This window comes from Formosimonas limnophila (assembly GCF_014652675.1).
Classification (GTDB): domain Bacteria; phylum Pseudomonadota; class Gammaproteobacteria; order Burkholderiales; family Burkholderiaceae; genus Hydromonas; species Hydromonas limnophila.
On record NZ_BMZG01000003.1, the window covers coordinates 84,229 to 96,582 of the forward strand.

The window sequence follows — 12,354 nt, forward strand, 5'->3', positions numbered from 1 at the left end:
GCATCACAAGTTCAGTAATACCTCACACAGTTCAATCGGCGCACTAATCATCGCGTCATGACCTGTTTCAATTTCACGCACATGCCAATGCGGTTCAGTGCGGACACGCTCCCGCATCACTGCAATTGTTTTTAAAGCGGGTGATGTGCAGTCGATGAACGTGCGTGGCACGCCCGAGAGACGAGGTGCATTGAAGTGCAGCACATCTTCATACACGCCGAACGGTTGCGGAGTCATGCGTCGATTCACCCAGCGCAAATCGTCACCAGTCAGACCAAAAACAGAAGCATCAGATATGGGTAATGCCAATCCATTTTCCTCGGAAGCGCTGGCTATTCGTGCGGCTTTAGTCTCGGGTGAGTGACATGAGCTCCAGGATTCACCATCGTGTGGTGTGACAGCGTCGAGATACACCAAGTGCTTGATAGGATGCTGCGTGCTTTGGAGTAACTCATCTGCCACGCCCGTGATGACCATGCCCGCATAACTGTGGCCGACCAGCACCACATCGGTCAACTCTTCATGACGAATCACCGCCAGCACATCTTCAATGTGGGTTTTCAAATTTATTCTGGCGTTAAGTAAGTGCTCGCGCTCACCGACACCCGTTAAGCTCACGGCATGTACCTCATGTCCTGCCTGACGTAAAATCGGACATACGCGTTTCCAACACCACGCGCCATGCCAAGCACCGTGAACGAGAAGGAACTGAGCCATAACGAAATCCTGTGAGGGTTGAAATTGGCCGTATTATCGCAGATATCGCAGTGATAAATCAGTTCTTTGGTTCGGGGGATTAATCTCAGCTATGCCTCAGAAAGCTTCATTTTTACTGAGACAATCGATGCCATGCCATCGGAATGTCCGCTTCTAATGCACCAGTCAAGCCTTTAATACGTCCTTTAAAAACCCCCTCGATCTCAAAACCCAGTGTTTTATAAAAATCAATGGCGCGTTGGTTGCTTTCCCTTGCCAGTAATTCTACTCGTAATATGTGGCGGTGCTCCTTAGTAACTTTTTGTAATAACTCACAGAATAGGGCACGTCCAATACCCCGTCCCTGATAAGCTGGATGGACGGCAATGGTGAGGTCAGACAGTACATGAGAAAACACCTTAGGAATTGGTTGAAAAGCGTGAATTTCGCCGACAATGCAATCACCAATGCGTGCGACCAAAGAAATGCCACGGTTTAAGCTCGACGAGATATTGTCTCGGACATAAACCTCTGAGATTTCATCAGCCGTTCGCGCTAGTCCTCCTTCAATAGCCGCCACGCTGACATACAGTGATAACACAGCGGGTATGTCCGCTAGTGTTGAATGTGTGATGAATAGTTCAGGCATCAATATTTCCTCGTAAAATCGTCAATCATGCAAGCAAAATTGCACCAGTCTGTTTTCTTATTGGGTGGTGTTTTGGTTTAAATGTGACCCAGCAGGAGTGCTTTTAACGCCGTCAGTGAGTTGACTTCGTGATGTGGTCGTATGTTTTCAGATGCGATTTTGCCGTTCGAATTAACCCAGCAGGTTGTCATGCCCGCATTCAATCCGCCCAGAATGTCAGACTCCAGTGTATCACCCACCATCAGCACGCGTTCCCGTGCAGGTGAGCCCATTAATGATAAAGCATGGTCAAAAATTCGTGCATCAGGCTTGGCCACACCCACTTCCTCAGAAATGACCAAAATATCAAAGTGCTTTTGTAGCCCTGTTGCAGCTAATCGAACACGCTGTAGCTGCGTGAAGCCATTGGTAATGATTCCGAGCTTCACACGATGGCGTAAAGAATCCAGTAAATTGACAGCCCCTGACATGGGTGCACAGATTTCTGCCATGGACGTTAGAAAAGCTTGATTCAAGTCATGCGGGCCTGTGGCGAGTTTCTTTGCCCAGCCATCGAATCAGCGCACTTGTAATTCACGTGCGCTGATGATGCCATTTTGACAGTCCACCCACAAGGGTTGATTGACTTGTTGGTATTGGGCGAAATCTGCTTGGGTAAATGTGACGCTAAACCCTGTCATCATACGTTGCAAACCCGCAAACGCATCGAAGTGAAATAGCGTGTCATCTGCATCAAATAGCACCCAATCATAATTTTAAAAACTCACCAAACGCCCTCAAGCGAAATAAGCCTCACAAAAACGCCCCATCGCAGCCAAACAGGCTAACCACCAAAACGCGCAATCCAAGTCTCAACCGCCAAATACAGTTGCGCCGCAGCCAAGCCTTTTTCCGTCAGCGTATAACAACCGTCCACCTTCGCAATGATGTTGTGCCCCATCGCCTGCACCAGCGTTCGATTCAACTGCCCAGCAGTCATCAGCGGAAAATTATCTTCAAGTGCGCCAAATCGTTTCTCAGACTCATACAAGCTGAGCACAATCCCGCCCAGCCAACGCGATTTAAGCTGCGCAACGCCCTCACTGAGCGCACATTGGTTGATATTGCAGTCATCAGAACGAACTATTTCAGTCATTTAAAGCCTTTGGTTTGGCAAGCCTAATCATCCAACCGCGCTCGCAATATTGAGAGTATTTATACGTGCGTAAAACATTTAGAATGCCGCACTTGCCATCATTCAACGGCATGTTTTGATATTTTACAGGAATCTGACACATGTCTAAAAAACTCATCGTTATCACAGGCGCCAGCAGTGGTTTTGGTTTAGAACTGGCCAAAGAGTTTGCCGCGCAAAATTATCCCATGCTATTAATTGCGCGCCGCACCGAAAACTTACACGCATTTAACTTTAAAAACACGCTCATCAAATCAGTGGACGTTGCAGACTATCAAGCATTTCAAAATGCCATTTTAGAAGCCGAGACCCTGTACGGCAAAACTGACTTACTGGTCAACAACGCAGGCGTGATGCTGCTGGGCAGCTTGTTAGATCAAAACCCAGACGAATGGCAAACCATGCTCAACGTCAATGTCACAGGCGTTTTAAACGGCATTCAGTTGGTACTCAAAGACATGGTTGCCACCAACACGGGCACAATTGTGAACGTGTCATCAATTGCAGGCAAAAAAACCTTTGGCAGCCACGCGGCGTATTGCGGCACAAAATTTGCCGTACATGCGCTCACTGAAACCGTGCGCCAAGAGGTCGCGCTGAGCAACGTGCGCGTGTTGACCGTTGCGCCAGGTGCCGCAGAAACTGCGCTATTGAGCCACACCACGTCACAAGACATCATTGACGGCTACAACGAATGGAAAGAAACCATGGGCGGCAAATCGCTTGACCCAAAATACATCGCTAGCTCGGTACGCTTTATGTATGAGCTACCCCAAGAAGTCTCGATTCGTGAATTGGTTATTTCAGCGACGCGTCAAGACGCGTAATTGACTAAACAGAATCGCTTCAACAGTGGCCGAATGGCAAAGAGTTTTGCCCATTCGGACTTTATTGTCAAAAAAATTTGAAGTTTTAATCAAGCGTTTTTACGTATGTTTTTTTAGGATTGTTATGAAAAAAAATTTCACCTTTAAGTTACTCAATGCCACTTTGGCCACCTCATTGCTATTTGGTTTTAGCAATAGTTATGCCAAAAACCCTGCACCACACACTGGTGCGCCCATTTTGCAAAACACAATATCAAACGTAGCGGGTATTGAGTCTGTGGTATTTGACGCCAAAAGAAACCGCTATTTTGCGAGCTTGCAAGCAGGCGATAAAGTTGGAGACGGCTCAATTGTCGTTATCTCAGCCGATGGCACAACAGTCGAAAAAACCATCGCTACAGGTTTGGATGATCCCAAAGGCATCACCATTGTGAAAGATCAGCTTTACGTTGGCGACTTAACCAAGCTCGTGCAAATTGACTTGAATACTGGCGCCATTACCAAGCATTCACCAGAAAACGCACAATTTTTAAATGACACCGTTGCAGACAGTCAAGGTCGTGTTTATGTGTCTGACATGTTCACTTCGGCGATTTATCGCTTGGAAAATGGCAAAGTTTCATCGTGGATGCAATCGCCTGAACTCGAAAATCCAAATGGCCTGCTCTTTGTTAAAAATGACCTGTATGTTGCCGCTTGGGGGGCGTTTCAGGATGGCAAACCCATCAACGCACCGCATGGTCGCTTGTTGAAAGTCAATCCAAAAACCAAAAGCATCACACAAGTCACCCCAGAAACTTTTGGTAATTTAGATGGTTTGCAGCTTGATGACAAAGGCAATTTTTTAGTATCCGACTGGAAGCAAAGCGCTGTATTTTCAGTCACCCCCAAAGGCGTTGTGACCAAAATACTTGACTTACCAAGGGGTGCGGGCGATATTTTGTATCAACCCAAACAAAAATCATTGCTCATCCCAATGGCGCGCGACGGACAACTGCATCGCTACACTTGGTAATATATGGCGCCGTGCGGCGCTTGCCCACGGCGCAATCGCAACAATAAAAAAACAGCGACGTGTCGCTGTTTTTTGTTTAACTGGAATCAACACAAACGTTTTGCACAACCAACGGTTCTGTTGCATTAAGGTCAAAATTGCCCGAGACTGTCGAAAAAGAGGCAATAAGTAGCCCATTGCCTGAAATGCAGGCCGAATTATGCCACTACGGCATTAAATCTTTGAAAAATGGACATGTTTTTGCTGTTAGGAATGTCAAATTGATTCTTGCGCAGCATGTGCACGATTTCAATAGCAGACAGAATATTGCTAGCGGAGTTAAAGGATTTGAAACCGAGCATGGGTCTGACTGCGTTTAATGGCTCGATGGTCTTGCTCGACAATATTATTTAGGTATTTGACTTGTCTCACGTTGATGGCAAGGTGTTTATTATCGATGATTTTCTCGATGGCCGCTTTGTTGGAACCGCTTTTGTCCATCACCACTGTTTTAGGAGAACTGTGCTGTTTGATGGCTTGATTGAAGAAGCGCATGGCGGTAGTTTTATCGCGTTGTTTGCTCAACAGGAAGTCGATTGTTAACCCATGTTTATCAACGGCTCTGTAATAGTAATACCATTGACCGTTGATGAGAATGTAAGTTTCATCCATGGGCCAGCTGGGGTTCACTGCCCATTTGCGCTTGCGGACCAACAAGTTTAATACGGGGATAATCTTGCGGGTCCATCTATAAATCGTGGTGTGGCTTCAATCAAACAAGCCACGCTCTTCCATCATCTCTTCTAAGTTGCGGTAACTCAATGAATACGATGCATACCAGCGAGCGCACTGTAATATAATATCCCAGGGGTAACGCATGCCTCGAAATGCAATATCCAATGCGTTCATTTCCTTACTCCACTATTAATTCGTTGAACCCAAAATTATAAACCTTTACCCGTCAACGCAATAGAACCTTGTTCATCCATTACCGTAAGAAAAAATGGTGGTTAAACCACCCAGTTCTTCATCTTATTTCTGCGCCAATGCAGCGAGTCTGTCTGCTTCTCGTTGCGCCATTTTTGCATCATGGCGTGCTGCTGCGACTTTTTGTACGTCGCCACCGATGTGGGATTCACCACGTTGCTCAGCGAGCTTGATTTGCTTGTCGCGCTCTAAGAATCGGGCTTTTCTATCAGCGTCCAGCGTGTCGTAGCAATGTGGGCAACTCACTTGTGGTTGGTACTTTGGACTCGCTTTATCCGCATCTGTGATGGGGTATCGGCAAGCGTGGCATTGGTCATAATGACCTTTTTCGAGCTTGTGATTGACGGCGACGCGGTCATCAAAGACGAAACACTCACCTTGCCACAGACTTTCTTCTTCAGGGACTTCTTCGAGGTATTTTAAAATACCACCTTCTAGGTGATAGACTTCCTCAAAGCCTTGTTCTTTCAGATAAGCGGTTGATTTTTCACAACGAATTCCGCCTGTGCAAAACATCGCAACTTTTTTGTGTTTTGTCGGGTCTAAGCTTTTCTTCACGTATTGCGGGAATTCTCGGAATGTTTCGGTGTTTGGATTCAGCGCGTGTTTGAACGTGCCAATCTCAAACTCGTAGTCGTTACGGGTGTCAATGGTGATGACTTCGGGGTCTGAAATCAGTGCATTCCAGTCTTTCGGTTTGATATAAGTGCCCACGACACGGCGCGGGTCAATGCCTTCTACGCCCATTGTGACGATTTCTTTCTTTAACTTCACTTTGCTGCGGTTAAATGGCATGGTGTCGTGGTGGGAGAACTTACAGTCAATGTTTTCTAGGCCATTTTGTTGGTTGAGCCACGCGCGCAGATGATCAATAGCCGATTGCGAGCCTGCAACCGTACCGTTAATGCCTTCTTTGGCCAGCAGCAGCGTACCGCGAATCGAGTTGATGGCCATGACATCTAAGAGTGGCTGGCGCAGTGATTCAAAATGCGGCAAATCAACGAATTTATACATGGCGCAGACAACAACTTGGGACATGATTCTTTTCCTAACACATTAAAAACAAAGGGCAATTATACGATTTTTGGCAGCTAAAAGCGAGTAGCGGCTGATGAGTGTTCTCCCATATTGCTGATTCACCGATGAATTTATACCAATGTTTCACCTACTGATTGACTGGTTTAAACTCTCTAGTTCGTCGTTCATGATTAACCACTCTTCTTCCAGCGGTGCCAATAGATTAAGTAAATCAGCATGTCGTTTGCTCGCGCTGATAACGGCCTCTTGCTGATCTGTTTGGTAGGCAACTTCCGATGCCAGCCAACCTTGCAACTCATCGAATTCGTTTTGAAAAATCGCCATTTGTTTTTCTAGCTTGGCGATTTTTTGTTTGAGTGCTTTTTGTTCAAATTGCTGTGTGGCGGCACTTTTGGCAGGAGCGTCTGGAGTTTTTTTGCCAGTTTTATCATTTGCCGAGTTGTGGTTGTTTTGTTTGTGCAGTTGCCAGCGCTGGGCGCACCAAGTGCGGTAGTCGTCAAGGTCTCCGTCGAATGGGCGCACTGTTTGGTCGGCAACCAGCCAGAAGTCATCCACGCAGTTGGCGAGTAGGCTGCGATCATGTGACACAACGATGAGTGCACCGTCGAACTGCTGTAGTGCCATGACAAGAGCGTGGCGCATGTCGAGGTCCAAGTGATTAGTTGGTTCGTCAAGCAGCAACAGATGTGGTTTTTGCCAAATGAGCAGGGCGAGTGATAAACGGGCTTTTTCACCACCTGAGAAATTCGTGATCGGCTCACTGACCATGTCGCCACCGAAATTAAAGCCACCCAAGTAGTTGCGCAGTTTTTGCCAGTTTTCGTTCGGCGCGAGGCGCTGCATGTGCCACAGTGGTGATTCGTTTTCGCGCAAAGTGTCCAAGTGTTGTTGCGAAAAGTAGCCGATGCGTAAGTTTGGCGCGGTGATGATTTCACCAGACAGTGGCGTGAGCTCGCCAGCGAGGGCTTTAATCAGCGTGGATTTACCTGCACCGTTCATGCCGAGTAGGCCGATGCGGTCTTGGGACTGGATGGTGAACTCGATGCTTTTGAGCAGAGTATTGTCCCCATAGCCCAAATCGAGCTTGTCGGCTTGCATCTGTGGGTTCGGTAGGTCAGGCAAACTGTGAAACTCGAACGAAAAGGGGGAGTCCAAATGCGCAGGTGCAATGAGTTCAAGCTTGTCAAGTGCCTTGATGCGACTCTGTGCTTGGCGAGCCTTGGTGGCTTTTGCACGGAATCGATCAATATAACTTTGCAAATGAGCCACGTGACGTTGTTGTTGCGCATACAGGGCATTTTGCTGCATCAGTCGCTCGGCACGGGTGCGCTCGTAATTGCTGTAGTTGCCTTTGTATGTCGTCAGTGTTTGCTGAGCCACTTCGATGGTGTGTGTGCATAGTGCATCAAGAAAGTCACGATCGTGAGAGATGATGAGTAGCGTGGCGGGGTGGCTTTTGAGGTAGTTTTCTAACCACAGCACCGTGTCCAAGTCCAAGTGATTGGTTGGCTCATCGAGTAGCAGTAAATCTGAGCGACACATCAGCGCACGCGCCAGATTAAGGCGCATACGCCAGCCACCAGAGAACGAGCGCACCGCATTGCCTTGCTGGGATTGCGCAAAACCTAAGCCATTGAGTAGTTGCGCCGCACGTGACGGTGCTGTGTACGCGTCAATTCGTGTCAGCTCTGCGTAGATTTGCCCGATTTTTTCACCGTCGTTTGATTGCTCTGCTTCAGAAAGCTGTTGGTTCAGGCTGGTTAATTCTGCATCGCCTGCCAAGACATAATCGAGCGCGGATTCATCGGTTTCGGGCATTTCTTGCGCCACATGAGCGATCACCCATCGAACAGGAATGGATACTTCGCCTTCGTCCGCTTGTAGCTCCTTGCGTAATAAGGCAAACAAACTCGATTTGCCAGTGCCATTTCTTCCCACCACGCCGACTTTTTGCCCTGTATCAATACGGGCGTTGGCGTCTTTTAACAAAACAGAGGTGCCGCGCTGGAGGCGCAGGTTGGAGATGGTGATCATATTCGTTGTGACAATAAACAAAAGCCTTGCGGATGCAAGGCTTAAAAAGACGGTAATTATAGCAAAATTAGTCAACAGACTCGTCTGTGAAGTCAACTTTCTCTGTGACTTTGATCAGATTAGGCGGGTACGGGTGGAAAAACGTTGCTATACAGGCCTCGATTAATTTTTTGGCTGGTGTGCTGATCTGGCTTGAATGCGGCAAGTAAATAGGTCTTTGCCTGATCCACTTCGGCGTCACCGCACATAAAAATATCAATCGCAGCATAACCATGCTCAGGCCATGTGTGGATGCTCATGTGTGATTCTTTGAGCAACAACACCCCTGTTACACCCAGTTGGTGGCCAAAATGGTGAAAATGGCTATTGATGATTGTTGCATTGGCTCGGTGAGCAGCGTTTTTGATAAGCAGGGTCAATTGTTCGAGCGAAGACAAAAGCGCAGCATCACACCCATACAAATCAAGTAAAAGGTGTTGCCCTGTTGCCGCGTGAGTGCTGGTGTGCATCATTTGTGACCACTGCCCGAGCTGCCCCATGAGCTACCACCAGATCCGCTTGACCATCCTGAGTTAGCGCGACCTGTGTTGCTATTCAAAAAGACAATGTTGAGGAATATGGTGAATGCAACAATAAAAACACAATAGATTTTATACATATTGATGGGGTTTGGTCTGTTGATAAATAAAATGTTAGATGCTGATATGCCGAAGATGATTTAATGAAACTGGTAAAACCCTCTTTGGTTGATTTGGGTGTCATGTTTGTTCACCATCACTCGCTTAGATTAAGAATATCTCTGTTATGGGGGGATGATATTCATTTACCAAATAACTTCATGAAAAATAGAGGTAGCCACAATAAAAGCGTTCCCAAGGCGGATAACAGTGCTGGAATAACCAAATGACCACCTACTAATCCTATGGTCAAGTTAACAATCCACAAAATCGCTAAGCAAGATTCAAAAAATGACTGAGTATCCAGCGATATTTCACCGCGGTTTTTTGTTTTGTCTGCGCGTAGTGAAGGAAACCAAACCTTGACCTCGTTTTCGTTGCGTAATCTGGCTTTTGACCATGTGATCTCATGCGCAGTTTGCTCTTTAATGAGTGCGGTGTTGTTGTTGGTATATTCTTCGATCCAAGTTCGGTCATTGACCGCGACGCGCCAATTAAAAGCACCTGCAGCATAGACGACATCTGAGGCGTAGCGTTCACTTAAGTGATAATTGACACTTTTGAATTTCACGACCTCCTCAGATTGCGTATTGGGATGTTGATTAAGTACTTCTGTTTCATACCATGAGCTTTCTGTTTGAACTAACCATAAAAACCCTTTTTTTGAATTAAATAGTAAGTATTCGACCCAAATTTCGTCATCGTACTGAGGGTCTTTGCATTCAATTAGGCCAATGATGGTCCAAGTATTTCCGTGAATCCTACCTTTTGCACCTAATTCTAAACGGGCGAATCTTGATTTGAGTTGGGCTTGCATCTTTGATAGCAGCACTGCGCGGTCGCCGCTGCAATCAACCGATGAGGCACAAGATGGGCAGGACAGCTGAGTGGCGACCCCCACGTTGTATTGCAAGGCAAAGCCGCAATTTGGACAGTGTAGTGTGTGAACGCTTCCCTTAATGCGTCCAGCTCTGGTCGAAATGTCGTTGTCACTGAGCAATAATTGGCATTTGAGTGTACTCAGATCAACCGCTCGGCCTGCGTAAAGCGTCGCGGTCTTTCCATGGCTGTAATCAATGGTTAAAAAATATTCGCCAGAACGATAATCAGCAACCTGCGCTTGGTAACCTGATCCAACCATGAAAGGCAACTCACCCTCGCCGCCGACGCATTGTGCTTTTCGCACGTCAGTGGCTGTGTAGCTAAGGCCTTGATGTTGATAGACAGAACCCGGCTTGATGGCAGGTAGCTCAGGTGGTGGGTTGTCAGGATTGACTTCATAAGTGATGGCGTACTGGCCAGAAGCTTCTCCTAGCCAAGCAGACTGATGGTTGTCAAACAGAATGTACCACTCATTCCACAGGCCTGCCTCGTAAGACAACTGCAAACGTCCAATGACCGTAAAATGCTCTTTCTGATAAATACCTGTTGTGCCGATCTGGATTGGTGAATAGTCTTCCAGTATTTGGCCGATTTTGCCGACATTGTCCACCATATCGGCCTGACGATATACGGTGCTTTGGCAATACGTGCAAATGGTCAATACAGATGCGCTGGATCGGAAAGTGGCTTGTGCACCGCAGCTGGGACAGTTGGTATGAAAAATCATGAATCAGTCTAAGGAAAATACGGGAAGCAAAGCTTTTAGAAAACGAAGCTTCTGTAAAAAGCAAGAAACTACTTTTTGCAGAAACTTCGCTGAAAACCGCTTTTTTTCAATGTTTTGTAAGGTTTAGCAAATTAAATCAGGGCAGGTTTGCACCAGAGTCGTTAGCCCACCAATTTTTTAAGGATTTCTGCTTTGCTATTGTCGTAATCAACGGCGCTAATCAGACCTTGATCAAGCAACACTTTGAGCTGGCTCAGGCGTTCTTGTGGTGTCGGCTCAGCTGGCGAGACAGGTTGTGCGCTAGGTTGTGCCATTTGCTGGGCAATGGTTTGACCAATGATGGTCCCCACACCCATGGTTGCGCCAAGTCCTGCCAAACCTGATTCGTTCTGCGCGGCTTGGTTGATGGCGTTGGCGGTGTTGTACTGAGTGAGTTTGTTTAAGTCACCCGCCATGCCGATGCTGATGCGGGTGTCGATGGCTTTTTGTAACTCGTCTGGTAACGAGACGTTTTCAACCGCAAAGTTGTCTAACAACAAACCATACTGAGCAAATACAGGGGTGAGGACTTCTTTGATTTTGTCGCTCATGAGCAATTGATTGGCCGCCATGTCGATAAAAGGCACACCGGAGCTGCCCAAAGTGCTGGTCATCGTGCTGATGACGAGATTGCGCAATTGTTGCTCTAAATCTTCAACGCTATAGGACTCACGTGTGCCGCTGATGTGGGTGTGCATGAGCTTAGGATCAACCAATTTGTATGAATAAATCCCGAAAGCGCGCATCCGCACCATGCCAAAATCTTGATCACGAATGGTGATGGGGTTCGGCGTGCCCCATTTTCGACCCAGTTGCAAGCGTGTGCTGAAAAACACCACGTCTGATTTAAAAGGTGACTCAAAGCCTTTATCCCAGTTTTCTAAAGCTGTTAAAACGGGCAAGGTTCGGGTGTTTAATTCGTATAAACCGGGGCCGAAGACGTCGGCGATTTTGCCTTCGTTGATGAAAACGGCCATTTGCGATTCACGGACTGTCAGTTGCGCACCGTATTGAATTTCTTGATCCGCGACAGGAAAACGCCAAGCCAAAACGCCATCGCTTTCTTCGTTCCATTGGATGATGTCGATGAATTGTTTGCTGATGAATGAAAATAAGCTCATGGTAACTCCTGGTAGTGAGAGTGAATTAAGATAAACAACCAGCGTTTAAAATGCCGACGGAAACAGACACGAATCCCAACAAAGCACCCATGGCGATGTTGTTGTCATTGAGCGCATCTGCTAAACCTTTGACACAATGTGATACCACATAGTAAACCAAGATTTGTACAAGGCCCGCTAACAAGCCCCAAGTCAGAAAAAGAACCAAAGTATTGGTGTGCATAGCGCTCGAGCATAAAGTCAAAGCAAAACCAATCAATGCACCGCCAAATGAGAGCATGGGAGCCAAATAGCCCTGGCGAATCAAAGAAATCTCATCGACCACGGTGACTTTCAGATAAGTCAAAATAAACAACGCGAGCAGCAGTAAACCAATCACCAAATAGGCAAAGTACGCTGTGAGTGCTGGCAAAAGTTCCTGAAACATAGTAATCCTGTGAAGACAAAAATGAGGCGCTATCATAGCATGCGCCTAAGTGTGTACATGTCTTAATTTCCCGGTTTTGTGT

The 12,354-nt window shown here is 46.9% G+C and carries 12 protein-coding genes and 2 pseudogenes; 2 read left to right on the plus strand and 12 right to left on the minus strand.

Translation table 11 applies throughout. From position 1 onward, the window contains the following. Positions 1 to 3 precede the first annotated feature (3 nt). From IE082_RS03285 to IE082_RS03300, 5 genes and pseudogenes are all read right to left on the minus strand, one after another. Positions 4 to 717, minus strand: a complete 714-nt coding sequence (locus IE082_RS03285; RefSeq protein ID WP_189491537.1) for an alpha/beta fold hydrolase — start codon at positions 715 to 717, stop codon at positions 4 to 6. 112 nt (positions 718 to 829) lie between these two features. Next, a complete protein-coding gene (locus IE082_RS03290; protein ID WP_189491540.1) occupies positions 830 to 1,345 on the minus strand; it encodes a GNAT family N-acetyltransferase in 516 nt (171 codons plus the stop codon). A gap of 77 nt (positions 1,346 to 1,422) precedes the next feature. Then, a pseudogene (gene yjjG, locus IE082_RS03295) lies at positions 1,423 to 1,890 on the minus strand (pyrimidine 5'-nucleotidase); the annotation flags it as partial. A 12-nt stretch (positions 1,891 to 1,902) separates the two neighbouring features. After that, positions 1,903 to 2,088 (minus strand): HAD family hydrolase, encoded by a 186-nt coding sequence (locus tag IE082_RS11195; protein ID WP_229809694.1) that lies wholly within the window; start codon positions 2,086 to 2,088, stop codon positions 1,903 to 1,905. An 80-nt stretch (positions 2,089 to 2,168) separates the two neighbouring features. Continuing rightward, a complete protein-coding gene (locus tag IE082_RS03300; protein ID WP_189491543.1) occupies positions 2,169 to 2,480 on the minus strand; it encodes a winged helix-turn-helix transcriptional regulator in 312 nt (103 codons plus the stop codon). 140 nt (positions 2,481 to 2,620) lie between these two features. Here IE082_RS03300 and IE082_RS03305 point away from each other — a divergent pair, with 140 nt between their 5' ends. Next, on the plus strand, positions 2,621 to 3,346 hold the full coding sequence (locus IE082_RS03305; protein WP_189491546.1) for an SDR family oxidoreductase: 726 nt from the start codon (positions 2,621 to 2,623) through the stop codon (positions 3,344 to 3,346). A gap of 124 nt (positions 3,347 to 3,470) precedes the next feature. Further along, positions 3,471 to 4,361, plus strand: a complete 891-nt coding sequence (locus IE082_RS03310) for an SMP-30/gluconolactonase/LRE family protein (protein WP_189491549.1) — start codon at positions 3,471 to 3,473, stop codon at positions 4,359 to 4,361. 197 nt (positions 4,362 to 4,558) lie between these two features. Here IE082_RS03310 and IE082_RS03315 read toward each other — a convergent pair. The 7 genes and pseudogenes from IE082_RS03315 to IE082_RS03345 form a co-directional block, all read right to left on the minus strand. After that, positions 4,559 to 5,249: pseudogene (locus tag IE082_RS03315) on the minus strand (IS6 family transposase). A 123-nt stretch (positions 5,250 to 5,372) separates the two neighbouring features. Next, the gene (gene trhO / locus IE082_RS03320) at positions 5,373 to 6,365 is read right to left on the minus strand and encodes an oxygen-dependent tRNA uridine(34) hydroxylase TrhO (protein WP_189491552.1); all 993 of its coding nucleotides are present in this window, start codon (positions 6,363 to 6,365) and stop codon (positions 5,373 to 5,375) included. 123 nt (positions 6,366 to 6,488) lie between these two features. Further along, complete coding sequence (locus IE082_RS03325) at positions 6,489 to 8,399, minus strand: ATP-binding cassette domain-containing protein (RefSeq protein ID WP_189491555.1); 1,911 nt, start codon at positions 8,397 to 8,399, stop codon at positions 6,489 to 6,491. Between the two features lie 119 nt (positions 8,400 to 8,518). Next, positions 8,519 to 8,911, minus strand: coding sequence for an adenosylmethionine decarboxylase (gene speD / locus IE082_RS03330; protein WP_229809695.1), 393 nt, complete (start codon positions 8,909 to 8,911; stop codon positions 8,519 to 8,521). 307 nt (positions 8,912 to 9,218) lie between these two features. After that, positions 9,219 to 10,685 (minus strand): DUF4178 domain-containing protein, encoded by a 1,467-nt coding sequence (locus IE082_RS03335; protein WP_189491558.1) that lies wholly within the window; start codon positions 10,683 to 10,685, stop codon positions 9,219 to 9,221. A 161-nt stretch (positions 10,686 to 10,846) separates the two neighbouring features. Then, positions 10,847 to 11,845 (minus strand): SPFH domain-containing protein, encoded by a 999-nt coding sequence (locus IE082_RS03340; RefSeq protein WP_189491561.1) that lies wholly within the window; start codon positions 11,843 to 11,845, stop codon positions 10,847 to 10,849. 25 nt (positions 11,846 to 11,870) lie between these two features. Next, positions 11,871 to 12,272, minus strand: coding sequence for a DUF350 domain-containing protein (locus tag IE082_RS03345; protein WP_229809696.1), 402 nt, complete (start codon positions 12,270 to 12,272; stop codon positions 11,871 to 11,873). Between the last annotated feature and the right edge of the window lie 82 nt (positions 12,273 to 12,354).

Excerpts from the sequence above, each read along its gene's own strand:
- IE082_RS03285 (WP_189491537.1), bottom strand. The coding sequence starts at position 717 with ATGGCTCAGTTCCTTCTCGTTCACGGTGCTTGGCATGGCGCGTGGTGT.
- speD (WP_229809695.1), bottom strand. The coding sequence starts at position 8,911 with ATGATGCACACCAGCACTCACGCGGCAACAGGGCAACACCTTTTACTT.
- trhO (WP_189491552.1), bottom strand. The coding sequence starts at position 6,365 with ATGTCCCAAGTTGTTGTCTGCGCCATGTATAAATTCGTTGATTTGCCG.
- IE082_RS03290 (WP_189491540.1), bottom strand. The coding sequence starts at position 1,345 with ATGCCTGAACTATTCATCACACATTCAACACTAGCGGACATACCCGCT.
- IE082_RS03345 (WP_229809696.1), bottom strand. The coding sequence starts at position 12,272 with ATGTTTCAGGAACTTTTGCCAGCACTCACAGCGTACTTTGCCTATTTG.
- IE082_RS03310 (WP_189491549.1), top strand. The coding sequence starts at position 3,471 with ATGAAAAAAAATTTCACCTTTAAGTTACTCAATGCCACTTTGGCCACC.
- IE082_RS03305 (WP_189491546.1), top strand. The coding sequence starts at position 2,621 with ATGTCTAAAAAACTCATCGTTATCACAGGCGCCAGCAGTGGTTTTGGT.
- IE082_RS03340 (WP_189491561.1), bottom strand. The coding sequence starts at position 11,845 with ATGAGCTTATTTTCATTCATCAGCAAACAATTCATCGACATCATCCAA.
- IE082_RS03325 (WP_189491555.1), bottom strand. The coding sequence starts at position 8,399 with ATGATCACCATCTCCAACCTGCGCCTCCAGCGCGGCACCTCTGTTTTG.
- IE082_RS03300 (WP_189491543.1), bottom strand. The coding sequence starts at position 2,480 with ATGACTGAAATAGTTCGTTCTGATGACTGCAATATCAACCAATGTGCG.
- IE082_RS03335 (WP_189491558.1), bottom strand. The coding sequence starts at position 10,685 with ATGATTTTTCATACCAACTGTCCCAGCTGCGGTGCACAAGCCACTTTC.